Origin of the sequence: Vibrio ziniensis, assembly GCF_011064285.1 — a bacterium.
In the GTDB taxonomy this organism is placed as follows: domain Bacteria; phylum Pseudomonadota; class Gammaproteobacteria; order Enterobacterales; family Vibrionaceae; genus Vibrio; species Vibrio ziniensis.
Genome location: NZ_CP049331.1, coordinates 1,653,563 through 1,676,450, shown reverse-complemented (window position 1 = coordinate 1,676,450; position 22,888 = coordinate 1,653,563). Strand labels below are relative to the sequence as shown.

Annotated in this window: 24 protein-coding genes; 22 read left to right on the top strand and 2 right to left on the bottom strand. The window is 44.4% G+C overall.

Annotated elements, in window-relative coordinates:
- From G5S32_RS07635 to cobT, 17 genes are all read left to right on the top strand, one after another.
- Window positions 1-636: a cobalt-precorrin-8 methylmutase gene (locus tag G5S32_RS07635; protein WP_165311455.1), complete on the top strand. Its 636-nt coding sequence runs from the start codon at window positions 1-3 to the stop codon at window positions 634-636.
- Complete coding sequence (cbiD, locus tag G5S32_RS07630) at window positions 633-1,769, top strand: cobalt-precorrin-5B (C(1))-methyltransferase CbiD (RefSeq protein ID WP_165311454.1); 1,137 nt, start codon at window positions 633-635, stop codon at window positions 1,767-1,769. Before G5S32_RS07635 ends, cbiD begins: the two co-directional genes overlap by 4 nt.
- On the top strand, window positions 1,766-2,371 hold the full coding sequence (locus G5S32_RS07625) for a cobalt-precorrin-7 (C(5))-methyltransferase (RefSeq protein WP_165311453.1): 606 nt from the start codon (window positions 1,766-1,768) through the stop codon (window positions 2,369-2,371). Before cbiD ends, G5S32_RS07625 begins: the two co-directional genes overlap by 4 nt.
- On the top strand, window positions 2,358-2,930 hold the full coding sequence (locus G5S32_RS07620; RefSeq protein WP_165311452.1) for a decarboxylating cobalt-precorrin-6B (C(15))-methyltransferase: 573 nt from the start codon (window positions 2,358-2,360) through the stop codon (window positions 2,928-2,930). The genes G5S32_RS07625 and G5S32_RS07620 overlap by 14 nt, the downstream gene beginning before the upstream one ends.
- Entirely contained in the window at window positions 2,923-3,687 is a 765-nt protein-coding gene (locus G5S32_RS07615) for a cobalt-precorrin-4 methyltransferase (RefSeq protein ID WP_165311451.1), read from the top strand. Before G5S32_RS07620 ends, G5S32_RS07615 begins: the two co-directional genes overlap by 8 nt.
- A complete protein-coding gene (locus G5S32_RS07610; RefSeq protein WP_165311450.1) occupies window positions 3,674-4,744 on the top strand; it encodes a cobalt-precorrin 5A hydrolase in 1,071 nt (356 codons plus the stop codon). Before G5S32_RS07615 ends, G5S32_RS07610 begins: the two co-directional genes overlap by 14 nt.
- Window positions 4,744-5,469, top strand: coding sequence for a precorrin-3B C(17)-methyltransferase (locus G5S32_RS07605; protein WP_102941974.1), 726 nt, complete (start codon window positions 4,744-4,746; stop codon window positions 5,467-5,469). Before G5S32_RS07610 ends, G5S32_RS07605 begins: the two co-directional genes overlap by 1 nt.
- On the top strand, window positions 5,466-6,317 hold the full coding sequence (gene cobK / locus G5S32_RS07600) for a precorrin-6A reductase (protein ID WP_165311449.1): 852 nt from the start codon (window positions 5,466-5,468) through the stop codon (window positions 6,315-6,317). Before G5S32_RS07605 ends, cobK begins: the two co-directional genes overlap by 4 nt.
- Window positions 6,314-7,120 (top strand): sirohydrochlorin cobaltochelatase, encoded by an 807-nt coding sequence (gene cbiK, locus G5S32_RS07595; RefSeq protein WP_165311448.1) that lies wholly within the window; start codon window positions 6,314-6,316, stop codon window positions 7,118-7,120. Before cobK ends, cbiK begins: the two co-directional genes overlap by 4 nt.
- A complete protein-coding gene (locus G5S32_RS07590) occupies window positions 7,117-7,830 on the top strand; it encodes a cobalt-factor II C(20)-methyltransferase (protein ID WP_165311447.1) in 714 nt (237 codons plus the stop codon). The genes cbiK and G5S32_RS07590 overlap by 4 nt, the downstream gene beginning before the upstream one ends.
- 13 nt (window positions 7,831-7,843) lie before the next feature.
- Window positions 7,844-8,584 (top strand): energy-coupling factor ABC transporter permease, encoded by a 741-nt coding sequence (locus tag G5S32_RS07585; protein ID WP_207621567.1) that lies wholly within the window; start codon window positions 7,844-7,846, stop codon window positions 8,582-8,584.
- A complete protein-coding gene (locus G5S32_RS07580) occupies window positions 8,581-8,865 on the top strand; it encodes an energy-coupling factor ABC transporter substrate-binding protein (protein WP_165311446.1) in 285 nt (94 codons plus the stop codon). The genes G5S32_RS07585 and G5S32_RS07580 overlap by 4 nt, the downstream gene beginning before the upstream one ends.
- A complete protein-coding gene (gene cbiQ / locus G5S32_RS07575) occupies window positions 8,849-9,526 on the top strand; it encodes a cobalt ECF transporter T component CbiQ (RefSeq protein WP_165311445.1) in 678 nt (225 codons plus the stop codon). The genes G5S32_RS07580 and cbiQ overlap by 17 nt, the downstream gene beginning before the upstream one ends.
- Window positions 9,523-10,338 carry an ATP-binding cassette domain-containing protein gene (locus tag G5S32_RS07570; protein WP_165311444.1) on the top strand — a complete coding sequence of 272 codons (816 nt, stop codon included), beginning with the start codon at window positions 9,523-9,525 and terminating at the stop codon, window positions 10,336-10,338. Before cbiQ ends, G5S32_RS07570 begins: the two co-directional genes overlap by 4 nt.
- Entirely contained in the window at window positions 10,335-11,909 is a 1,575-nt protein-coding gene (locus G5S32_RS07565; RefSeq protein ID WP_165311443.1) for a cobyric acid synthase, read from the top strand. The genes G5S32_RS07570 and G5S32_RS07565 overlap by 4 nt, the downstream gene beginning before the upstream one ends.
- Window positions 11,906-12,673: an adenosylcobinamide-GDP ribazoletransferase gene (cobS, locus tag G5S32_RS07560; RefSeq protein ID WP_165311442.1), complete on the top strand. Its 768-nt coding sequence runs from the start codon at window positions 11,906-11,908 to the stop codon at window positions 12,671-12,673. The genes G5S32_RS07565 and cobS overlap by 4 nt, the downstream gene beginning before the upstream one ends.
- A gap of 179 nt (window positions 12,674-12,852) precedes the next feature.
- Complete coding sequence (cobT, locus tag G5S32_RS07555; RefSeq protein ID WP_165311441.1) at window positions 12,853-13,914, top strand: nicotinate-nucleotide--dimethylbenzimidazole phosphoribosyltransferase; 1,062 nt, start codon at window positions 12,853-12,855, stop codon at window positions 13,912-13,914.
- A gap of 88 nt (window positions 13,915-14,002) precedes the next feature.
- Here the strand turns inward: cobT and G5S32_RS07550 are convergent, their stop codons facing one another.
- The gene (locus tag G5S32_RS07550) at window positions 14,003-15,046 is read right to left on the bottom strand and encodes a methyl-accepting chemotaxis protein (protein ID WP_165311440.1); all 1,044 of its coding nucleotides are present in this window, start codon (window positions 15,044-15,046) and stop codon (window positions 14,003-14,005) included.
- A 342-nt stretch (window positions 15,047-15,388) separates the two neighbouring features.
- Between G5S32_RS07550 and G5S32_RS07545 the strand changes: the two genes are divergently transcribed.
- Window positions 15,389-16,306 carry a homocysteine S-methyltransferase family protein gene (locus G5S32_RS07545; protein WP_207621566.1) on the top strand — a complete coding sequence of 306 codons (918 nt, stop codon included), beginning with the start codon at window positions 15,389-15,391 and terminating at the stop codon, window positions 16,304-16,306.
- A 142-nt stretch (window positions 16,307-16,448) separates the two neighbouring features.
- Here the strand turns inward: G5S32_RS07545 and G5S32_RS07540 are convergent, their stop codons facing one another.
- Window positions 16,449-16,634 (bottom strand): hypothetical protein, encoded by a 186-nt coding sequence (locus G5S32_RS07540; RefSeq protein ID WP_165311439.1) that lies wholly within the window; start codon window positions 16,632-16,634, stop codon window positions 16,449-16,451.
- A 552-nt stretch (window positions 16,635-17,186) separates the two neighbouring features.
- Here G5S32_RS07540 and G5S32_RS07535 point away from each other — a divergent pair.
- The 4 genes from G5S32_RS07535 (at window position 17,187) to acnD (ending at window position 22,880) form a co-directional block, all read left to right on the top strand.
- Window positions 17,187-17,891, top strand: a complete 705-nt coding sequence (locus G5S32_RS07535; RefSeq protein ID WP_165311438.1) for a GntR family transcriptional regulator — start codon at window positions 17,187-17,189, stop codon at window positions 17,889-17,891.
- 10 nt (window positions 17,892-17,901) lie between these two features.
- A complete protein-coding gene (prpB, locus tag G5S32_RS07530; protein WP_165311437.1) occupies window positions 17,902-18,789 on the top strand; it encodes a methylisocitrate lyase in 888 nt (295 codons plus the stop codon).
- 252 nt (window positions 18,790-19,041) lie between these two features.
- A complete protein-coding gene (gene prpC / locus G5S32_RS07525) occupies window positions 19,042-20,181 on the top strand; it encodes a bifunctional 2-methylcitrate synthase/citrate synthase (RefSeq protein ID WP_165311436.1) in 1,140 nt (379 codons plus the stop codon).
- 119 nt (window positions 20,182-20,300) lie between these two features.
- Window positions 20,301-22,880, top strand: coding sequence for a Fe/S-dependent 2-methylisocitrate dehydratase AcnD (gene acnD, locus G5S32_RS07520; protein WP_165311435.1), 2,580 nt, complete (start codon window positions 20,301-20,303; stop codon window positions 22,878-22,880).
- The last annotated feature ends 8 nt before the right edge of the window (window positions 22,881-22,888 follow it).

Sequence of the window (22,888 nt, the reverse complement as noted above, 5' to 3'; positions counted from 1 at the left end):
ATGAACTTTATTCAGCAGCCACAACGAATTGAATCGACGAGTTTTGAAATCATCGACGAGATCATTGCCACTGAATTTCCTGATTATCAGTTTGCTAATGAACTTGAAAAGAAAGTCATTACTCGTGCAGTGCATACTACTGCCGATTTCGACTGGCTGGAGATATTGAAGTTCTCACCGGATGCTTTAGCGACGTTGCAAACGGGTATTTATGAAGGCTGCACATTCTACACCGATACAACAATGGCTCTCTCTGGCATCAATAAGAACCTATTAAAGCAGTTTGACTGTGACATTAAATGCTACATCGCTGACCCTTGGGTGGCAGAACAGGCGAAAGCGCAATCCAAAACACGCTCAATGATTGCGGTAGAAAAGGCCTTAAAAGATGAAGGTAACAAAGTGTTTGTGTTCGGCAATGCACCCACTGCTTTGTTTCAACTGCTAGAAAGTGCGGTCAATAAACCTGTCATGACCATAGGTGTACCTGTTGGCTTTGTTGGCGCGGCAGAATCCAAACAAGCGCTTTACGAAAGCAATTTTCCCTTCATTACTGCTCTGGGCAGAAAAGGTGGAAGCAATGTTGCAGCTGCCATCGTCAATGCTGTGCTTTACCACATGCGGGAGGCTTTATGAGTCAAACAGCTCAAGCGGATATTGTTTGGCATAGAGGAAAATCATATCGCAAGGGTTATACCACAGGCTCTTGTGCGACTGCCGCAGCCAAAGTGGCAGCACTAATGGTGATGCGTCAGCAACTCATCCATCAGGTTTCCATTGTGACACCTTCAGGTGTCGCGTTAAATCTGAATGTAGAAGATGCTTCCATGGAATTACATAGTGCTGTTGCCGCGATACGTAAAGACGGCGGTGACGATGTGGATGCTACCCATGGAATGTTGATCTACGCCCAAGTAACGGTTAACGATACTCAAACTATTGAAATACTTGGCGGTGAAGGTGTGGGTGTGGTGACACGCAAAGGCGTGGGTTTACCCGTAGGTGTTGCCGCGATTAACAAAACGCCGCGTCACACCATAGAACAAGAAGTGCGTGATGTGATTGGCCCTAACAAAGGCGCGGTTGTCACCATTTTTGCTCCTGAAGGCAAAGAACGCGCTGAGAGAACCTACAACTCACGATTGGGGATTAAAAACGGTATCTCGATCATCGGAACTTCAGGCATTGTGACTCCTATGTCGGAAGAAAGCTGGAAACGCTCCCTTGCGATAGAACTCGAACAAAAACGCTCATTAGGACACAGTAAAATCGTCTTAGTCCCAGGCAACCACGGCGAGCGTTTTGTTCAGCAACAACTCAATATCGAACAAGACATTGTGGTGACCATGAGCAATTTCGTGGGCTACATGTTGCAAGAAGCGAATCGCTTGAACTTCGAACAAGTTCTTATCGTGGGACACTTAGGTAAGCTTATCAAAATCGCAGCTGGGGTTTTTCACACCCATTCCCATATTGCTGATGCACGTTTAGAAACTTTGGTCACCCACTTGGCGTTACTCAATGCGCCCCATGATTTACTTCGCCAAATCTATCACTGCTTAACCACCGAAGAAGCGCTTGAGCTGATTGAAGAGCATGGCTATCAGGCGGTTTACCAAAATATCGCTCAAGAGATAGAACGCAGAGTTGCGGCAATGTTGAAGTATGCCAAGCATCATTTTAAGTGTGACGTAGTGTTGTTTTCTTTTGATAACCAAGTGTTAGGTAGTAATCGTCCTGTTGAACAGATCGTGGAGGATTTCCAATGATTTACGTAGTAGGAACTGGGCCGGGACGCAGAGATCTTATGACTGTCGCTGGAGAAAACTTAATAGCGAAGGCCGATATCCTCGTAGGTTGGCCTCGCTTATTAAGTGCTTTTGGCGATTTCAAAGGGCAACGAATTGAATTGTCGGGAAGCATTGAGAACACGTTAGCCACATTAGAAGAATTCAAATCTCAACTGGTGGTTGTATTAGCGTCCGGCGATCCAATGTTATTTGGTATCGGTAAGCGTATTAGTGAGCATTTTGCGCCAGACCAACGCAGATGTCTTCCAGGCATAAGCTCTATTCAAATGCTGTTTTCGGAAGTAGGGATTGATATGAACGATCTTTACATTACTAGCAGCCACGGCAAACAGCCTGACTTCGACTTTCTCTTCTTACATAAAAAGATTGCTCTGGTGACAGACAAAATTCTCGGTCCTTATGAAATTGCTCAGGAAGCGATAAAACGCAATCTCAAATGCAGCGTCATCGTTGGTGAAAACTTGGGGTATGAAAATCAGAAAATTTCGGTGCTTAAACCTGAGCAAGTACAGCGTGAGTATGACATGAACGTGGTGGTGGTGATGAATGAAAGACAGTGAATTTCTGCGAGCAGAAAAAGTACCGATGACCAAGCAAGAAGTACGTACCATAGTACTTGATAAGTTGCAATTAGGTTATGCCAGCCGTTTTGTCGATGTTGGCGCGGGAACAGGAAGCATCGCTTTAGAAGCAGCGCTTAGCTTTGAACGTTTACACGTGTATGCCATTGAAAAGAATGAGCACGCCGTAGAAATCATGTATCAAAACATGGAGCGCCTCGGGTGTAACCATATTCATCTCATCAACAAAATAGCGCCCTGTGAATTGAGTGGAAAATTTGATGCGGTGTTCATTGGTGGTTCAGGCGGCAATTTGGAACAGATTATTGATTGGGCGTTAGACCACCTATTAGAGGGCGGTCGCCTTGTGATGAACTTCATTTTGCACGGCAGTCTTAACCAAGCACTAGACCATTTAAACACGTGCGCTATCGACGAATTCGAGTGTAGCCAAATCCAAGTCTCTTCTATGACTTTTCTCGGCACTAGCTACTACTTCAAGCCAAATAATCCAACATTTATCGTTTCATGTATTAAGGGGAATCAACGTCATGGATAACTTTGATCATTCTAAAGTCTACTTTGTTGGCGCAGGTCCAGGTGATCCAGAGCTGATTACTTTGAAAGGTTACAACCTGTTAAAACAAGCAGATATCGTCATCTACGCAGGTTCGTTGATTAATCCTGAGTTGCTTAATTACTGTAAATCGACTGCCCAATGCCATGACAGTGCGTATATGCATTTAGAGCAGATCATCACCATGATGGCAGAGGGAGTAAACGCAGGGAAATTGGTGGTTCGTCTTCAAACCGGCGATCTCTCTTTATATGGCTCAATCCGTGAACAAGGTGAAGAGTTGGAAAAACTGGGCATTGGTTTTCGTTCAGTGGCGGGTGTTTCGTCTTTCCTTGGTGCAGCGTCTGAACTTGGTGTTGAATACACCGTTCCAGAAGTCTCTCAAAGTCTCATCATCACTCGTATGGCTGGCAGAACGCCAACGCCGGAACTGGAGTCACTGGAAAGTTTTGCTCAGCATCAAACCTCTATGGCGATTTTCTTATCAGTGAAAGGGATTGGGGAAGTCGTCGATAAGTTGATGACGGGCGGTTATCCCTCAGATACACCGGTCTCTATCGTTTACAAAGCCACGTGGAAAGATTGCCAAATCTTAAAAGGAACGCTAGCTGATATAGCACAAAAGGTAACGGAAGCGGGTATCTATAAAACAGCACTGATTCTGGTTGGGCGTTTCCTCGGTGAAGAGTATCACTACTCCAAGCTGTATGACGCGGAGTTCTGCCATGAATACCGTTAGGTGTGAATCGGTCTCTTTATTCACGTTAACACCGGGTGGTCAGCAGGTGGCGAATAAGCTGCGCGAACATCTGCCGATGGAGTGCTACTGCTCTGAAAAATATCTGCAGGATGGGTTCAAACCGTTTGTCGATAGCTTCAAAAACACATTGAGTCAGGCATTCCTGCGTGACAGTGCCATCATAGTGATTGGAGCGTGTGGCATCGTCGTTCGAACTATTGCACCGCTACTTCAGGATAAGTTTACCGATCCCGCGGTGTTGGTTATTGATGAAAAAGGTAAGCATGTCATCAGCCTTTTATCTGGGCATGTCGGTGGTGCGAATGAGCTAGCCCGTTATCTGTCTCACCTGATTGACGGTACGGCTGTGATTACCACATCAACGGATGTCAATCAGACATGCTCGTTTGATTTGCTAGCCAAGCAGATGTGTGCCGACACCATCGATTTTCGTGTCGCTACCAAAACCATTAACCAGATGTTGGTCAGTGGTAAGCAGGTCGGCATCATTGTTGATCCATTCCTTGTTAACCAACTGGATTTTGATATTCACAGCTTTGATATACGCGGCTTAACGATAGTTAACGACGAGACGATTTCTCAGTATTCACTGGATGCTTTGATTGACGTGTCTATGCAATCAACACGTCCGAATTGGTCTGTTCCTACTTTCCAATTAATTCCTAAACGCCTAGTGGCAGGTATCGGTTGCCGCAAAGGTGTTGAACCAGACCTCTTGAAGTCGCTTTTCAATAGCCAGTTGCAGGCTCTGAATATTCATCCTAAAGCGTTGAGCATCATTGGCAGCATTGATGTCAAACGCAATGAAGATGCCATCGTCAATTTGGCGAAATACTATGATGTGCCTTTCGAAGTGTTTAGCGCCGATGAGTTAATTCAGTGCGCAGACCGTTTTCCTCATTCTGATTTTGTTGCGAAAACCGTGGGCGTAGGCGCTGTATCGCAGCCTGCAGCCTGGTTATTGAGCAACGGCTCTCTGCTGGGTGACACCATTAAACAGCAAGGAATCACTATTACCTATGGAGTATTGAACTGATGTTATACGTGGTAGGAATTGGTCCGGGTGGACTCGACATGATGACTTACCAAGCTCGAGAAGCCATAGAAGCGGCTGAAGTGATTGTGGGTTACAAAACATATACCCATTTAGTCAAAGAGTTGGTGGGCGATAAGCCGGTAATTAAAACCGGAATGTGCAAAGAAATTGAGCGTTGTCAGACCGCATTGGAATTGGCTCAATCTGGAAAAACGGTCGCCATTATTAGCAGTGGCGATTCCGGCGTGTACGGTATGGCTGGATTAATTCTCGAAATGGTCACTAAACAAAAATGGGACGTTGAAGTCAAAGTGATACCGGGCATGACTGCGAGTATTGCAGCAGGTTCCGTACTTGGCGCACCACTGATGCACGACTTCTGTCACATCAGTTTGAGTGACTTATTAACGCCTTGGGAGTTAATTGAAAAACGCATCATTAATGCGGCAGAAGCCGATTTCGTTATCTGTTTCTACAACCCGAGAAGTCGCGGTAGAGAAGGTCATCTAAAACGTGCTTTTGAGCTGATGGCTCCGTTCAAAAATCCAAATACGCCTGTTGGCATCGTAAAAGAAGCGGGCAGACGTAAGGAAGAAAAATGGATTATGCCTTTCGAAGAGATGGATTTTGAATTGGTCGACATGCGTACTTTGGTTGTTGTGGGTAATCAGTCTACTTATTTCGATCAGGGCATGATGATTACGCCGAGAGGGTATTCATTGTGAAACCAAACCATGTGCTTGTTTTTGGAGGAACTTCTGACGCTTTGATGTTGTGCGAGGCACTGGCTGCGCGTGACATTCACTTTACGTTGTCAGTTGCAACCGAAGAAGGTAAACACAGCGCAAAACAATTTGAATCCAACGTTATCTTAGGGCGTATGGACAGCTCCGCCATGCGCGAATTTATTCAACGCAACCACGTGGATTACGTTATTGATGCTGCTCATCCCTACGCGCAGGTTCTTCGACTCACGATAGTGGTGGCCTGTGAAGGTATTCAGTGTCCGGTCATGCGTTATGAGCGCCCCAGTTACGAGCCACAAGTATCACACTCCACATTGGAGAGCGCTACAAACGAAAAGTCACAATCTATTCATGATTCGCCTTTGGTTATCAAGGCAACCAATGTAATGGACGCGTGCAGAAAAATCACAGGCAGCCAGCAACGGGTTTTACTCACCACTGGCAGTAAAGATTTGGAAACGTTCAAGCGAATGCTGAGAGACAAAGTGCTGTTTGCACGAGTGTTACCTGTTGCTGAAGTGATCAGTGAGTGCAACGCATTAGGACTTGGTATTGAAAATATCATCGCGATGAAAGGTCCTTTTACTCGAAACATGAATCATGCGCTGTATGAAATGCTTCAGCCAGATGTCGTGATCACAAAGGAATCGGGCAGTGTTGGTGGTTTTGGGGGAAAAGTAGAGCCGTGTATCGAGCTGGGTATCCCTTGCATTGTGATCGAACGGCCAAAAACAACATCGATTAACCAATACGTGAGTTATCAGACCAACTTATCCGGCTGTGAAGAGCTGTTTGACAGTTGGCAACAAGAGGCATGTTTAGTATGAAAAAAGCATTAGTTGTAATCAGCTTTGGCACCAGCTATCCCCATGCAATGAAGAAAAACATCGAAGCATGTGAAGCCGAACTTGCACGGGCTTATCCCAATCGAGACTTCTTCCGAGCATTTACGTCTTCGATGATCATCAGGAAACTGGAGAAGCGCGATGGTATTCATATTGATAACCCACAGCAGGTTCTGCAACGTCTGAAAGAGGCTGGTTATCGTGATGTGGTTATTCAGTCTTTACACATCATCAATGGTGACGAATACGAAAAGATCTCTCAGCAAGTGGAATCTTATCGCGATGAATTTGACAACTTGCAGCTAGGTCTGCCTCTGTTGAGTTGTATGGATGACTATGACCAGCTTGTTGAAGCCATTCAACATCAAGCGCCACAACTGAAACACGATGAACGTTTGGTGCTTATGGGGCACGGAGCAACACACCATGCCTTCTCTGCTTACGCTTGCCTTGACCACATGATGATGGCGAGAAATTTACCCTATGTTGTTGGCGCGGTGGAGAGCTATCCAGAGATTGAGAGCGTGATTTCTAGGTTGGAAAATGAGTGCGTTAACAAAGTGTATCTTATGCCGCTGATGCTGGTTGCCGGTGATCACGCAATCAATGACATGGCTTCTGATGAACCTGACTCATGGAAAACACTGATTCAAAAAGCGGGCATCGTTGCCGAACCGATCGTTCAGGGATTGGGAGAAAATCCGCTTATCAGACAGATGTTTGTCGATCACTTAGCTGCTACTGAATTAGCAAATAAGCCATTGGTTAAGGAGAAAGTCGCGTGAATAAAGGAAAACTCTATGCGATTGGAACGGGACCGGGCGCAAGCGACCTTATTACTGTAAGGGCAGCTCGACTTCTTGATAAGTTGGATGTTTTGTATGCACCTGCAGGTCGCAAAGGCGGCGATAGCCTTGCACTGTCGATTGTCCGTGAATACATCGGAAAACAAGTTCTGATCAAAGAGCGCCATTTCCCAATGACCAATGATGCGCAAGAAAAGCAGCAAGCATGGGATGACGTAGCATTGGAAATTGAAGCAGATGTGAATCACGGGAAACAAGTGGGTTTCATTACCTTAGGTGACAGCATGTTGTTTAGCACTTGGGTATTTCTGCTCGAACGTCTCGAAAACAAAATTGATATAGACATCATTCCCGGAATTACCTCTTTCTCTTGTATCGCCTCACAAGCGCGCTTCCCACTGTGTATGGAACAACAGTCGTTGGCGGTGATGTCATGTACTGCAGAGATAGAAGTACTTCGCCGTGCTTTGATAGACCACGAAGCAGTGGTGCTGATGAAAGTCTACGGACGTTTTGACAAAGTGCGTCAGTTGTTGATTGAGCAAGGTTTGCTTGAACATGCTGTGTTGATGGCAAACGCCTCAATGGAGAATGAGATCTTTTATCCGGATTTGTCACAAGTAGAAGAGGGTGAAGCTCTGCCTTACTTCTCAACCATAGTGGTAAACCGTAGCTGGAAACATCACTAGAAGGAGTTCGTGTATGTCACTGAAGTTCAATACCAAACGCATGGCGCTCATGGCATGGGTAGGCGCTATTGCGATGTCACCACTCAATGCCAATGCAATGCACATTATGGAAGGTTTTTTACCGCCTACATGGGCGTTAACTTGGTGGGCTCTGTTCATTCCGTTTGTGATCATGAGCGTTAGGAATCTAAAACAGATCGTTACTGATGATGCCAATAAGAAAGTACTGCTAGCCCTTTGCGGCGCGTTTATTTTTGTACTTTCAGCGCTAAAGCTTCCTTCAGTTACGGGCAGTTGCTCCCATCCAACCGGAGTTGGTTTAGCTGTTATTTTATTTGGCTTTATGGTTGTGCCTGTACTTGGCGGTATTGCTCTACTGTTCCAAGCGTTGTTGCTTGCTCATGGCGGCATTTCAACGTTAGGTGCAAACGGTATGTCGATGGCGGTCATCGGTCCGATGATCGGTTACTTGGTCTGGATTGCCGCTAACCGTTTGAATTTAAGCAAAGATATCGCTGTATTCTTAGTGGCGTTTGTCGCAGACATCTCTACTTATGCGGTCACCTCTTTGCAGCTTGGCGCAGCATTCCCAGACCCTGAGTTTGGCGTAATGGCTTCTATGAGTAAGTTCATGGGCATATTCCTGTTCACTCAGCTACCAATCGCGATCGCTGAAGGTCTGCTTACTGTTCTTATCTATGAACAACTGACTAAACGTTCGCTCATTTCGTTTCAAGAGAGGGTATTACGATGAAAAAAAATCTAATACTGATGGCTATGCTGTGTGCCTTAGTCGTTGTTCCATTACTAATGAATCCGAGCGCTGAGTTTTCTGGCTCTGATGGTCAAGCAGAGTCCTTGATAACTCAAGTAGCACCAAACTATAAACCATGGATTGAACCTTTAATTGAACCTGCGAGCGGAGAGATAGAAAGTTTAGTGTTTACGCTTCAAGGCTCATTGGGTGCGGCTGTGATCTTTTACATTTTAGGCTTCTACCACGGCAGAAGAAGAACCGATGCTGATCATCGATAAGTACGCCTATCAAAACCGTTGGGTTGCTGTTTCGCCAAGCTATAAATGGTGGGCATATCTTGCGGTTTTGGTGACAGCCATGATGACACCGATAGCGTGGCAATTCGCTCTGTTCATTTTGCTCAGTGTCGTCACTTGTTACGCAGGCAGGTTAACTTCGAAGCAGTATCTGCAATGGCTGAGTTTACCTTTTGGCTTTTTAGCCATGAGTCTTATCGCGATGCTTGTCACATACAGTGATAACTCAGCACACTTGATTGCAAGTTTGCCAATGTTCGATGGCTATGTTGGGGTTAGTGCTCAAACAGTTGATACTGCGATGACGACATTTTTTCGGTGTTTATGTTCTATTGCCGCGACGTTGTGTTTCGTGATTATCACGCCCTTTAATCAGTGCGTGACGTTACTAAAAAAAGCGCGGTTACCCTCGGTTTTGGTTGAGCAAGTGTTATTAACCTACCGATTCATTTTTATCTTTATCGAAGAAACTCATGCCATTTATACCGCTCAAACACTGAGGTTTGGATATATCAAACGTGGGTTATGGTTGAAATCATTAGCGATGTTGGTGGGTGTGTTACTGCAAAGAGTGATGATTCGTCACCACCATATGCAAAGTGCTCTGGCAGTTAAGTTGTATCAAGGAGAATTTCATCAATGACGTTATCAGTGAGCTCAATGAGTTTTGCTTATGAAAAAGGTGATCCGGTGTTGAGGAATCTCAACATGGATTTTTCCACTCACTCTGTCATTGGTGTGGTTGGTGCAAATGGATGTGGAAAATCCACTTTATTCAAACTGCTACTTGGTCTGCATACGCCGACAGAAGGCAGTGTCAACTGGTCGCAGCAACCCATTGACTACAGCAAGAAAGCACTTATCCAACATCGCAAAAATGTCACCTTATTATTTCAGGAACCCGACCAGCAAATCTTCTATACCGATGTGTATAACGATATTGCGTTCAGTCTGAGAAATCTTGGAATAGCGGAACATGAAATCGAACAAAGAATTCAACGAGCATTAGATCTGGTGGATGGTAAGAGCTTCGCCCATAAGCCTATACAGTATCTCAGTTATGGTCAGAAAAAACGTGTCGCACTGGCAGGTTCACTGGTCATGGATTCCGAGTATTTGCTGTTAGATGAACCGACAGCGGGACTGGATCCAAACGGAACTAAGCAGATGAAAGCGCTCATACGTTCTATTTCTGATCTCGGCAAGAACGTAGTGATGTCGAGTCACGACATCAATTTGATTTACGACGTATGTGATTACGTCTACGTCATGAGTCAGGGAGAGATGGTTTCTCAAGGTGAACCACAGAACGTTTTCCTTGATAAACGCTTTATTGAGCAAGTCGGTCTGGAACAGCCTTGGTTAGTAAAAATGCACCAAGAGTTTGGTATGCCACTGTTTCGCCACGAACATGAAATGGTCGCTGGGAGTAGTCTAATTAAGGAGTCGATATGAGTCGTGCAATCATGTTTCAAGGAACCGCTTCTGACGTTGGCAAAAGTGTGTTGGTGGCGGGTATTTGTCGAATTTTGGCACAAAACGGATATCGCTGTGTGCCATTCAAAGCACAAAACATGGCACTGAATTCAGGGATCACACGTAGCGGTGATGAAATGGGCAGAGCGCAAATCTTTCAGGCTGAAGCAGCAGGCGTAGAGCCTGATGTAAGAATGAATCCTGTTTTACTTAAACCGACAGGTGATCGTCATTCGCAAGTGATTGTGATGGGTAAAGTTCTGACCAACATGGATGCGGTGACTTATCACGAATTCAAACCCCAACTGCAAAAGAAGATTTTCCGTGCATTTACAGAGCTTGCCGAGCAAAACGACATCGTAGTTCTGGAGGGCGCAGGCAGCCCAGCTGAGATTAACTTACGCGACCGAGATATCGTCAACATGGGCATGGCTGAGCTTATTAATGCGCCTGTGATTCTTATTGCTGATATTGACCGAGGTGGTGTGTTTGCTTCCATTTACGGCACGTTGATGTTGTTGTCAGAACAAGAACGGCAGCGTGTTCGAGGTGTGATTATTAACAAGTTTCGCGGCGATGTAGAACTGCTCAAACCGGGAATAAAGCAAATAGAAGCACTGACACAAGTTCCGGTTATCGGAGTCGTGCCTTATCTTGATGTGGACTTGGAAGAAGAAGATGGTGTGGCATTACAACCTGAAAAGTTACGTCATCAACTAGGAATAGAAAGTGACGCGGATAAACTTGATATCGCAGTGATCAAAGTTCCTCGTATTTCCAATTTCACAGACTTCAATGCGTTAGCTGCTCAGCCCGACGTGAATTTACGTTACGTTGCTAAAGTGTCTCAACTTGGCAATCCCGACTTGATTATCCTACCCGGAAGCAAAAATACTTTAGCTGATCTCACTTACCTGAATGAATGCGGTTTGTCATCTGCGATTGTCAACAAAGCGAAACAGGGCTGCGCGGTATTGGGTGTCTGCGGTGGCTATCAGATGCTTGGTAAAACACTGATTGATGGTGTTGAATCAGGCATTGATCGGATGAATGGACTGGGGTTGCTTGATACGGTGACCAAATTCGCGCAATCCAAACACACTACGCAAGTAAAAGGGAAGATTCTCAGCCATAGTCGTGGGTTGTTCTGCGATGTTGATGGAATGGAGCTAAGTGGGTACGAGATCCACATGGGTGAAACTGAGGTGATCGGTGACATGAAACCGTTCGTTGAAATACGGTCTCGTAATCAGCAAAACGTAAGCATTTTGGATGGCGCAGTGACAGCGGATGGTTTGATTGCGGGTACGTACATTCACGGTTTATTTGACCATGGCCTTTTCACTCGACACTTCTTAAATCAACTGCGGTTAAGAAAAACTTTAACGCCATTAGCGGAGGATGCTTTCGATTATGCAAGTTACAAGAGTGCGCAGTTTGATCTTCTGGCGGATGGGTTAAGAGAAGTCTTAGATATCGACCAGCTAGAGAGAATCATGGATGAGTTCCCACTAACACTGGCTAATAAAGAGCAGGAATGCTTGGTATGAAGCCATTTTTAGTTACTCTGCAATTTATTACACGGATTCCCGTTCCCCAAAGCTGGACCAGCGATTACGATTTTGATCAGACCTATCGTGGTGTGGTGACATTCCCGATTGTCGGCGCCATTCTAGGTATTATCGCTGCAGCTATATCGGTCACCCTGTATATGGGGCTTGGCTGGAATAGCCCCCTAAGTGCAGTGACTTACGTGTTCTCACTGGCACTGTTAACTGGTGGTTTTCATCTGGACGGACTTGCGGATACTTGTGATGGAATATTTTCTGCCAGAACCCCAGAACGTATGTTAGAAATCATGAAAGACAGCCGTTTGGGAACGCATGGAGCGCTGGCACTGTTTTTTGTTCTTACGTTAAAGATTCTCACCGTCACACAGATTCTAGATACTGAGCCCGAAGAAGCGCTACTTATTTTAGTGATTGCACCGTGCATTAGTCGCGCTTGGATGTCACTTCTTATGTATAAGCAAAATTATGCTCGTGAATCAGGGTTAGGACATATCTACATCAACAGAATTTCGTCCCATCAATTTTATCTCACCCTCGCTATTGGCGCTGCTATCGCGTCTTGGATGCTAGGCTGGCAAAGCCTGATTGCATTTTGTGTAACTGGGGGATTCGCTTTGATTTATCGCCGCTATATCAATAACACCATCGGCGGGCAAACTGGGGACACGCTTGGTGCAGGTAACGAATTGTTTGAATTATGTTTTTTAATGGCTATGACCAGTGTTTGGACGCTTAGTATCTAGACCTTTTTGTCACTAGAAAGTGAATCCAACGACTGTTCAAGTAAGCAATGGATATAGAAAGCAAACCCTCCGAGCCATGGATGGCTCGGCGGAACTTCAAGGATGAATTGATGTGCGTTTGCGTTCTATATCCATTGTTCAGCTGTACCCAGCCAGCATACATGGAAGGAGAATAGCTTGTGAGTACGTTATTAAATGATTTGAAAGAATCGATTATCCCTGTCGATGAAAAGGTTCGGAAACGAGCACAACATCATATTGATCAACTGTTTAAGCCAATTGGCAGTTTAGGGCAATTAGAGGAACTGGCATGTCAGTTAGCTGCGATTTATCGCACCATGAAATGGCAGACCGGAAGGAAAAAAATCTTCGTCATGGCGGGTGATCACGGTGTCTTTGAAGAAGGTGTAGCGGTGACGCCTAAAGAAGTGACTACCATGCAAGCAGTGAACACGGTTAAAGGTTTAACGGGTGTTGCTGCGCTAAGTTATACCACGGGTGTTGATGTTGAAATGGTGGATGTTGGGATTGATTGTGACCCAATCGATGGTATCACCAATATGAAAGTGGCGCGTGGTTGTGGAAACATAGCTAAAGGTCCGGCAATGAGCTACGACCAAGCAGAGCAGCTTATTCTTGATACGGCAAACTATGTAAAACAAGTTATCGATCGTGAACGGTTAAGCGTTATTGGTGTAGGGGAGTTGGGCATTGCCAATACTACGCCAGCGGCTGCTATTGTCAGTATTGTGACCAATCAGTTACCGATGCATGTGGTTGGTCTTGGCGCAAATTTGCCGAGTAGCCAACTTCAACACAAAGTCGATGTTGTTTCCGTTGCGATTGCGCTTAATCACCCAGACCCTACCGATCCCATCGATATCATGGCGAAAGTGGGCGGATTTGATTTAGCAGGTATGACCGGTGCGATTCTAGGTGCTGCTGCTATGCGTATTCCTGTGGTGTTAGATGGCTTTTTATCTTACTCATCAGCAATGATTGCATGCATGATTGAACCGAATGTATGGGATTATTTGATTCCATCACATCAATCAGCGGAAAAAGGAGCAGTGGTTGCGTTAGAACATTTATGCTTAAAACCGTTTATACATATGGAATTACGGCTAGGGGAAGGCAGTGGTGCTACACTTGCAATGCCTTTTATTGATGCTGCGCACGCTATGATGAATCGCATGGGCAAGATGCAAGATGATGGAGTTGACCTTCCGAGCCCTGCATAATCAAGATTTGGCGTTATAAGGTTTACAAATGAATCGAGGAGGAAGTCAAAGCCTCCTCCTCTTTAATATAATGATCGACAAGCTATAATCAGTTTGTTTTTGTAAGGTGATGCTGTGTTGTTGAAATAAGAGATCTTTGGTGTTCAACATTGCTGTTAAGCTGGTTTATCTGCTGACTAACTTGCTTCAAGCGCGCTACGATGTTTTTCATCGATTCCGTTTCAGAAGAGTTGTAAATGACCGCTTGGTTTACGTGCGAGCTGATTCTTTCTATACCTACACTACAATCTTTAGCTTCTTTAATTACTGATTCGATGCTTTGTTCAATCTTTGTGCTTGAAGAACGTGCTCGCGCAGCTAGATTACGAACTTCATCTGCAACGACTGCAAATCCACGTCCTTGTTCTCCCGCACGCGCAGCTTCGATTGAGGCGTTAAGCGCTAGCAGATTTGTTTGATCGGAAATATCGTTAATCTCAAGTGCTAAGCTATTGATTGTTGCAACGCTACTACCGAGTTGAGCGATTTGGCCTTTAAAACCGCTAATAAAATCCGCATCGTCTTTAGTCGCGTTGGCAGCAGCAAGCATGTTTCCGTAGCTGCTAGACAGTTCACTCGTCAGAAGTGTCATAGTTTCGCCATTATGAGCAATATCTTCAGATAGTTGCTCAATCATAGTAAATAATTGTGAAAGTGAAGAATTAAGCTCGTTACTACGTTTATTGAGTAACTGTTGTTTGTGTGTTTGAGATGTTTCCAGATTTAACACTTGGTTTTTAAAAGACTGAATCTGTTCTTGAGCATTGAGCAACTGCTGTTTTTGGTTGATGTTGGACTCTATGAGTGCATTAAAACCTGTTTCAAGATGATCAAGGCAATGAGTATTGCGTGATAAAGAGTAATGTAAGTTTTTATCTAACTGAGCATAAAGACTATTCTCTATGCCAGTAAGTTTACTGGTAACACTTAAGTAGACCACAATCATATTTACCAGCGCTAGCGCAAAAGCTACAGCGATATAGACAACGACATCAATACTATTGTTGATAGCAAAAGTGTATGTCAGTGCGATAGCCAAAATGACCAAATCAACGATGGCTAATTTTCGTGAAACCGACAATTGAAAAAACATTTTATACCTTATATTTCGGTGAGATATATTGTCTCATTATTTAAAGTCAGTTAATTGCATAACCATGCAATTAACTAGCTATAGCGGTAATGAATTTAAATTAGAGTAAAAATTCTATTCACACGTTGGACGATTATAAAACGTCTTATTGATAAACTAAATAGCATCTGCTGGGGATATAGGAGTGGTGAATCTGACACAAGGTATCGTTTCACATGTACATCGTGAATATTTACCCGTTAAGGCGTTGAATCAGTATGCAAAAGAGATTGATTAGGAGTAAAACTCATATTAATCTTCAGACGTCTATACATCTAAATAATAAACATAAGGGAGTTTCGAATGTCAGGTCAGCAGCCAATAACCATATTAGATGGCGGTATGGGAAGAGAGTTGAAGCGTCGTGGAGCTCCATTTCGTCAGCCAGAGTGGTCAGCATTGGCTATGATGGAAGCACCTGAAGTCGTGGGTGAAGTGCACCGCTCGTTCATCCAAAATGGCGCTCAGGTTATTACAACTAACAGTTATGCGTTGGTTCCATTTCATATTGGACAAGAGTGTTTTGATGCTCAGGCTCAGCTGTTAGCAGACAAGGCTGGTAAAGTGGCGCGTGAAGCTGCGATTTTAGAAGGTAAACAAACGTTAGTAGCAGGTTCTATTCCTCCACTGTTTGGTTCTTACCGTGCGGATCTCTACCAGCCTGAGAATGCTGAGAAAATTGCATCTCCACTCATCAAAGGTTTAGACCAACATATTGATGTGTGGTTAGCAGAAACTCAAAGCTTAATTGCAGAATCTACGGCGATTTATCAGCAGGTGAAAGCATTAGGTACCAACAATAAGCCTTTCTGGGTATCGTTTACGCTTGAAGACAGTGAACCAACCAACGTTCCAAAGCTTCGGTCTGGCGAAACGGTAAAAGATGCGGTAAAGGCAATGGCGGCACTAAATGTAGACGCAATTTTGTTCAACTGTAGTCAACCTGAAGTGATGGAAGAAGCTTTAATAGCAGCTCGTACGACACTTGAATCATTGAATGTAACAGGGATTCAGTTAGGGGTTTATGCTAATGCTTTCCCTCCAACGACAAAAGAAGCGACCGCTAACGATGGTTTAGATGAGCTTCGTGACGACTTAAACTTTGATGTCTACACTCAGTTGGCAGAGAAGTGGCGACATCAAGGTGCGACGTTAATTGGTGGTTGTTGTGGCATTGGGCCAGAACACATCAATGCTATCAGCAAACATTTCCACAAATAAAAAAACCGCGCAATTTATTGCGCGGTTTTTTATCTTGTCTACGACTGCTTTGTACATTGCTGCAAGGAAACTTGCGTTATGTTCCTATCTTACAGCGGCACTTTAACAATTTAAGCGATGTGAACAGATACTAAGTTATCGCTTAAGAGATGTAGTTAAAGTGTGACATGTCACAACCGATACGCTGTGCTGTAGTATCGATTGAAGTAAATGATTGACCTTTATAGCCTTCTTTTTTAGTGCTAACAGATAAAAATGAAGCTAGGAAGTTAGCAAACTTAACAGCTAAACGGTTTGATGCTTGGCTTTCAATATTTAAAGTGTTCATAACGCAACCTCGACTTAGTATCTATTTCTATATTCTTTGAACTAGACAATGAAGCGGAAATTTTTTGGCGTCTTCATTGTGACTGTGTTCACACTTTATTCTTAAACGTGATCGAGATCAATAGGTGTTTTACATCTTTTTTTTGAAATAAAACATCGTTTCACTAAATAACCTATAAATTACAATAGGATAGATGTTAAAAATATTTTTAATAAATTCAAAAATATTTAAATGTTAGCTCTAGGTTTCGTTAGTTAACTTAGGTGCAACAAAAGGACAGTTGTATGGTTTTATTGTCGTCAACTTTACTTATTGTCGACACTATTGATTAAAGTCTATGCAGGCTAGTATCTAAGTATTTTCGAAATTTAAAATTTAACACATATAAAACATATAGATACTTAATTTGTTGTTCTGAGCTACGGTTTTCTTGCTTTATACCTTAGTCTAATTTGTCGACAATTATCTTGATTGTCGACAATCTGTACATCTATAGTGTGTTCATTCCTTAGTGAGCTTCCTAAAAGAACTCGCAAGTACGATTAAGAAGACATGATGAACAGTGAATTGAGAAAGCCGCTTGTTGGTGAAAAAGAAAATACCAAATCAGAAAACCTGACTGAGTATTTGATTGAAGCGATTGTAGAGGGACAGATTGCCCCTGGTAGCAAAATATCTGAGCCTGAGCTGGCCAAGCGTTTTGAAGTTAGTCGTGGTCCTTTACGAGAAGCATTAATGCGTATCGAAGGATTAGGGTTAATCGAGCGTATTCCGCATATAGGTGCACGCGTTATTCAATTCTCATCAGAAAAACTGGTTGAGTTATACGCGGTGCGTGAAGCATTAGAAGGTATGGCGGCACGACTTGCAGCCCGCAACATTACCGAAATCGAAATTGTCGGCTTAGAAACGCTATTGTCGACACATTCTGCACATATCGACCAAGTAGATGGTGCGTCTTACTTTCATCAACAAGGCGATTTTGACTTTCACTATCGCATTATAAAGGCAAGCCGTAATAGCCAATTGGTTTCGTTGCTGTGTGATGAGCTTTATCACTTGCTGCGTATGTATCGATATCAGTCACCACGTGCACAGTCTCGTCCGGTAGAAGCGTTGGACGAACACAAATTTATCCTGCAAGCCATTCGTAACAGAGATGAAGAGCTGGCAGAAATGCTGATGCGTCGCCATATATCAAGAAGCCGACGTTTAATAGAACAACAGATTCTAAGCGAAGCTAAAGATCTAGATTAAGGAGAATCACATGTTAAGCCCAGGAGCAAAGTTTCGACTTGCAGTTAAAACCAATAACCCACTGCAAATTGTAGGCACCATAAACCCATACTGCGCCATGATGGCGAAGAAATTAGGTCACCAAGCGATATATCTTTCCGGTGGCGGCATTGCTAATGCGTCGTACGGATTACCGGATCTTGGCATCACCACACTCAATGACGTGTTGGTGGATGTTGACCGCATTACCAACGCGTGTGATTTGCCACTTCTTGTGGATATTGATACGGGTTTTGGTGGTGCATTCAATATTGGTCGTACGATAAAAGCGATGGAAAAATCGGGCGCCGCGGCTGTTCACATGGAAGATCAAGTAGCGCAAAAACGTTGTGGTCACCGCCCTAACAAAGCGATTGTTAGTTTGGAAGAGATGGTCGATCGAGTTAAAGCCGCTGTGGATGCTCGTGATAATCCAGAATTTGTGATTATGGCTCGTACCGATGCGCTTGCGGTTGAAGGTATGGATAGTGCGATTGAAAGAGCAATTGCCTGTGTTGAAGCTGGTGCGGATATGATTTTCCCAGAAGCTATGACGGAACTTCAGCAATATGAACGTTTCTCAACGGCTCTGCATTCTGCAACGGGCAAGCATGTGCCAATTCTTGCCAATATCACTGAGTTTGGTCAGACGCCTTTGTATAACTGCGAAGAGTTGGCTAAATCCAAGGTCGATATGGTGCTTTATCCACTGAGTGCGTTCCGTGCGATGAACAAAGCTGCTGAGATGGTGTATAGCCACATTTTAGAAAATGGTAATCAGGAAGCCATGCTCGATAATATGCAGACCCGCAAAGAGCTGTATGAATATCTGAACTATCACAGTTACGAAGACAAATTAGATCAACTGTTTAGCAAATAATTATTAGAAATTTATTAATAAAAGAATCCCACTTATACATCTGCCATACGGTGCGTACACAGAAGTAGGGAAGCCCAAGAAAATTGAAAATAGTGTGTGAAAAAAATTATTAAGAAATAAACAAGAAAACGTAAAGCCTGCGTTTTCAAAAATAATCCAATAACGTGAAACCGCTGAGCTACAGCACCCAAGAGGTGGACCCAATGAGATCGGCTTTTATAGCCCGAAGCAACGCGACAAAAGGAGTTCAACATGCCTCATTCCCCTAAAGGAGAGCTAGGCGGAGCTGGCCTACGTGGTCAAAGTGCTGGAAGCACCGCTTTATGTACAGTTGGTAAAACAGGTACAGGTCTAACTTATCGTGGTTACGACATCACAGATCTAGCCAACAATGCGCAGTTTGAAGAGGTTGCCCACTTACTATTAGTTGGGCATCTACCAAACCAAGCTGAATTAGACCAATACAAAACTCGCTTGATTGGTTTGCGCGGTCTGCCTAAACCTCTTAAGGATGTACTTGAATTGATTCCAGCCGACGCTCATCCAATGGATGTAATGCGTACCGGATGTTCAATGTTGGGCAATCTAGAAACTGAGCAAGATTTCTCACAACAAGTGGCTGCTACAGAACGCATGTTAGCTTTGTTCCCTGCCATTATCTGTTATTGGTATAGATTCAGCCATGATGGCGTACGCATCGATACAGAAGATCGCAGCGAAGATTCTATCGGCGGTTATTTCTTAAAAATGCTGACTGATAAAGCGCCAAGTGATTTGTTCAAACAGGTAATGCATACCTCTCTAATCGTTTACGCAGAGCACGAATTTAATGCTTCAACCTTTGCTGCTCGTGTTTGCGCTTCTACTTTATCTGATTTGCATTCCTGTGTGACTGCTGCAATCGGCACTTTACGTGGACCACTTCACGGTGGTGCTAATGAAGCGGCAATGGAGATGATCGAGAACTGGCAGACACCTGATGAAGCGGAACAAAACATTCTGCGCATGCTTGAAAATAAAGACAAAATCATGGGATTTGGTCATGCCATCTATCGTGAAAGCGACCCGCGTAACGCATTGATCAAACGTTGGTCAAAAGAGCTTTCTGAATTCGTTGGTGATAAACAACTTTACGCAGTTTCAGAACGTGTTGAAGCGGTGATGAAGCGTGAAAAAGACTTGTTCTGTAACGCGGACTTCTTCCACGCGTCGGCTTATCACTTTATGGGTATTCCAACTAAGCTGTTCACACCTATTTTTGTGATGAGTCGATTAACGGGCTGGGCTGCACATGTGTACGAGCAACGTGCGAATAACCGAATTATTCGCCCAAGTGCTGATTACACAGGTCCTGAGCATCAAGATTGGGTTCCAATCGAAAAACGCAGTTAATCGTATACGTAGTTAACAGTATAGAAAGGCGCTGTGCTTGTAGGGAGTAGCGCCTTGTTTCATACACCATAAAGTCACTCCCAAAAAATTTGATAGGACGGAGTGAGAAGGAAGAAGCGATGAACAATACTTATAAAAAAACGCTTCCGGGAAGCCAGATTAGTTATTTTGACACTCGTGAAGCCGTGAATCAGATATCTCCAAATGCTTACGAAAAGCTACCTTATACTTCGCGCGTGCTTGCAGAAAACTTAGTACGCCGCTGCGACCCTGAAACACTGGTCGATTCTCTGAAACAGATTATTGAGCGTAAACGCGATATGGATTTCCCTTGGTATCCAGCGCGTGTTGTATGCCACGATATCTTAGGACAAACAGCATTAGTTGACCTTGCGGGACTGCGCGATGCAATTGCAGAACAGGGCGGTGACCCAGCAAAAGTTAATCCAGTCGTCGAAACACAGCTGATTGTTGACCACTCTCTTGCTGTTGAACATGCTGGATTTGATCCTGAAGCTTTTGAAATAAACCGTGCGATAGAAGAGCGTCGTAACGAAGACAGATTCCACTTTATCGAATGGTGTAAAACCGCATTTGAGAATGTCAGCGTTATCCCAGCGGGTAACGGCATCATGCACCAGATTAACCTCGAAAAAATGTCGCCTGTCATTCAACTAAAAGATGGTGTAGCGTTCCCCGATACTTGCGTCGGTACTGACAGCCATACGCCACACGTGGATTCACTGGGTGTCATTGCAATCGGTGTAGGCGGTTTAGAAGCTGAAACCGTGATGCTCGGTCGTCCTTCAATGATGCGCTTACCGGACATTGTTGGTGTGAAACTGACAGGTAAGCGTAATCCGGGGATTACCGCTACGGATATCGTACTGGCTATTACCGAATTTCTGCGTAATCAAAAAGTGGTCTCGTGTTACTTGGAGTTCTATGGTGAAGGCGCCAAAGATCTTACCATCGGCGACCGTGCCACTATCTCTAACATGACACCAGAATACGGTGCGAGTGCGGGTATGTTCTACATCGATGAGCAGACCATCAACTACCTTAAACTGACTGGTCGTGATGCTGAGCAGGTTGCTTTGGTAGAGCAATACGCAAAAGAGACGGGGCTATGGGCTGATAGTCTTGTAAACGCTGAGTATGAACGTGTACTTGAATTTGATTTATCGAGTGTAGAACGCAACCTAGCGGGACCTTCAAATCCGCATCGTCGTTTACCTACCTCTCAACTAGTTGCTCGCGGTATTGCTGGTAAGTGGGAAGAAAAAGAAGGTGAGATGCCAGATGGCGCGGTGATCATCGCTGCAATAACTTCCTGTACTAACACCAGTAACCCTCGTAACGTGGTAGCTGCCGGTTTGTTAGCGAAAAAAGCCAATCAACTTGGGCTGGTTCGCAAACCTTGGGTGAAAACTTCGTTTGCACCAGGCTCTAAAGTGGCAAAACTCTATCTAGAAGAAGCGGAATTATTACCAGAATTAGAGCAGCTTGGTTTTGGCATTGTCGGCTACGCATGTACCACATGTAATGGTATGAGCGGCGCGTTAGATCCAGTTATTCAGCAAGAAATCATTAACCGTGACTTATACGCTACCGCGGTATTGTCTGGTAACCGTAACTTCGATGGTCGTATTCATCCTTATGCAAAACAAGCATTCCTCGCTTCGCCACCGCTTGTGGTTGCTTATGCTATAGCTGGCACCATTCGTTTTGATATTGAACGCGATGCCTTAGGTCATGACGTAAACGGCAACCCAATCTACCTTAATGATGTTTGGCCAAGTGATGAAGAGATTGACCAAGTTGTCAGTCAACACGTTAAGCCAGAACAATTTAACCAAGTCTATATTCAGATGTTTAAACTGGATGACGCACAAAAGAGCAGCAGTCCACTGTATGACTGGCGCCCAATGAGTACATATATTCGTCGTCCGCCTTATTGGGAAGGTGCACTTGCGGGGGAGCGTACTTTGCAAGGTATGCGTCCTTTAGCTGTGCTCGGTGACAACATTACCACTGACCATTTGTCGCCTTCAAATGCGATTTTGGCATCCAGCGCGGCAGGGGAATACCTGACAAAGATGAAAGTGCCGGAAGAGGACTTTAACTCTTACGCGACACACCGCGGCGATCACTTGACTGCACAGCGCGCAACATTCGCGAACCCGAAACTGTTTAATGAAATGGTGAAGGAAAATGGTGAAGTGGTGCAAGGCTCTCTGGCTCGTATTGAACCTGAAGGCAAAGTAACTCGCATGTGGGAAGCGATAGAAACCTACATGGAGCGTAAACAACCGCTGATTATTGTGGCGGGTGCTGACTATGGGCAGGGTTCTTCACGAGATTGGGCTGCAAAAGGCGTTCGTCTTGCGGGCGTTGAGGCGATTGTCGCAGAGGGCTTCGAGCGTATTCACCGTACTAACTTAGTCGGCATGGGCGTATTACCGCTGCAGTTTAAAGATGGCGTGAATCGCAACACTTTAGCCTTGGATGGTACAGAACTCTACGATGTAGCGGGCGAAATCAAGCCGGGCGTGGATTTGGCATTGGTGATTACCCGTAGCAACGGTGAAAAATTGGATGTTGCAGTCACGTGTCGCCTAGATACCGCCGATGAAGTGAACGTGTATAACGCAGGTGGTGTGTTGCAGCGTTTTGCGCAAGACTTCTTGGCGCAGTAGGAGATAAA

What these genes read in the sequence shown, in the direction of transcription:
- G5S32_RS07570 (WP_165311444.1), top strand. Translation starts at nt 9,523, where the DNA reads ATGACGTTATCAGTGAGCTCAATGAGTTTTGCTTATGAAAAAGGTGAT.
- G5S32_RS07605 (WP_102941974.1), top strand. Translation starts at nt 4,744, where the DNA reads ATGTTATACGTGGTAGGAATTGGTCCGGGTGGACTCGACATGATGACT.
- G5S32_RS07535 (WP_165311438.1), top strand. Translation starts at nt 17,187, where the DNA reads ATGATGAACAGTGAATTGAGAAAGCCGCTTGTTGGTGAAAAAGAAAAT.
- G5S32_RS07620 (WP_165311452.1), top strand. Translation starts at nt 2,358, where the DNA reads ATGAAAGACAGTGAATTTCTGCGAGCAGAAAAAGTACCGATGACCAAG.
- cbiQ (WP_165311445.1), top strand. Translation starts at nt 8,849, where the DNA reads ATGCTGATCATCGATAAGTACGCCTATCAAAACCGTTGGGTTGCTGTT.
- prpC (WP_165311436.1), top strand. Translation starts at nt 19,042, where the DNA reads ATGCCTCATTCCCCTAAAGGAGAGCTAGGCGGAGCTGGCCTACGTGGT.
- prpB (WP_165311437.1), top strand. Translation starts at nt 17,902, where the DNA reads ATGTTAAGCCCAGGAGCAAAGTTTCGACTTGCAGTTAAAACCAATAAC.
- cbiD (WP_165311454.1), top strand. Translation starts at nt 633, where the DNA reads ATGAGTCAAACAGCTCAAGCGGATATTGTTTGGCATAGAGGAAAATCA.
- G5S32_RS07565 (WP_165311443.1), top strand. Translation starts at nt 10,335, where the DNA reads ATGAGTCGTGCAATCATGTTTCAAGGAACCGCTTCTGACGTTGGCAAA.
- G5S32_RS07540 (WP_165311439.1), bottom strand. Translation starts at nt 16,634, where the DNA reads ATGAACACTTTAAATATTGAAAGCCAAGCATCAAACCGTTTAGCTGTT.
- G5S32_RS07610 (WP_165311450.1), top strand. Translation starts at nt 3,674, where the DNA reads ATGAATACCGTTAGGTGTGAATCGGTCTCTTTATTCACGTTAACACCG.
- G5S32_RS07550 (WP_165311440.1), bottom strand. Translation starts at nt 15,046, where the DNA reads ATGTTTTTTCAATTGTCGGTTTCACGAAAATTAGCCATCGTTGATTTG.
- G5S32_RS07585 (WP_207621567.1), top strand. Translation starts at nt 7,844, where the DNA reads ATGTCACTGAAGTTCAATACCAAACGCATGGCGCTCATGGCATGGGTA.
- cbiK (WP_165311448.1), top strand. Translation starts at nt 6,314, where the DNA reads ATGAAAAAAGCATTAGTTGTAATCAGCTTTGGCACCAGCTATCCCCAT.
- G5S32_RS07545 (WP_207621566.1), top strand. Translation starts at nt 15,389, where the DNA reads ATGTCAGGTCAGCAGCCAATAACCATATTAGATGGCGGTATGGGAAGA.
- G5S32_RS07635 (WP_165311455.1), top strand. Translation starts at nt 1, where the DNA reads ATGAACTTTATTCAGCAGCCACAACGAATTGAATCGACGAGTTTTGAA.
- G5S32_RS07615 (WP_165311451.1), top strand. Translation starts at nt 2,923, where the DNA reads ATGGATAACTTTGATCATTCTAAAGTCTACTTTGTTGGCGCAGGTCCA.
- G5S32_RS07625 (WP_165311453.1), top strand. Translation starts at nt 1,766, where the DNA reads ATGATTTACGTAGTAGGAACTGGGCCGGGACGCAGAGATCTTATGACT.
- cobS (WP_165311442.1), top strand. Translation starts at nt 11,906, where the DNA reads ATGAAGCCATTTTTAGTTACTCTGCAATTTATTACACGGATTCCCGTT.
- acnD (WP_165311435.1), top strand. Translation starts at nt 20,301, where the DNA reads ATGAACAATACTTATAAAAAAACGCTTCCGGGAAGCCAGATTAGTTAT.
- G5S32_RS07580 (WP_165311446.1), top strand. Translation starts at nt 8,581, where the DNA reads ATGAAAAAAAATCTAATACTGATGGCTATGCTGTGTGCCTTAGTCGTT.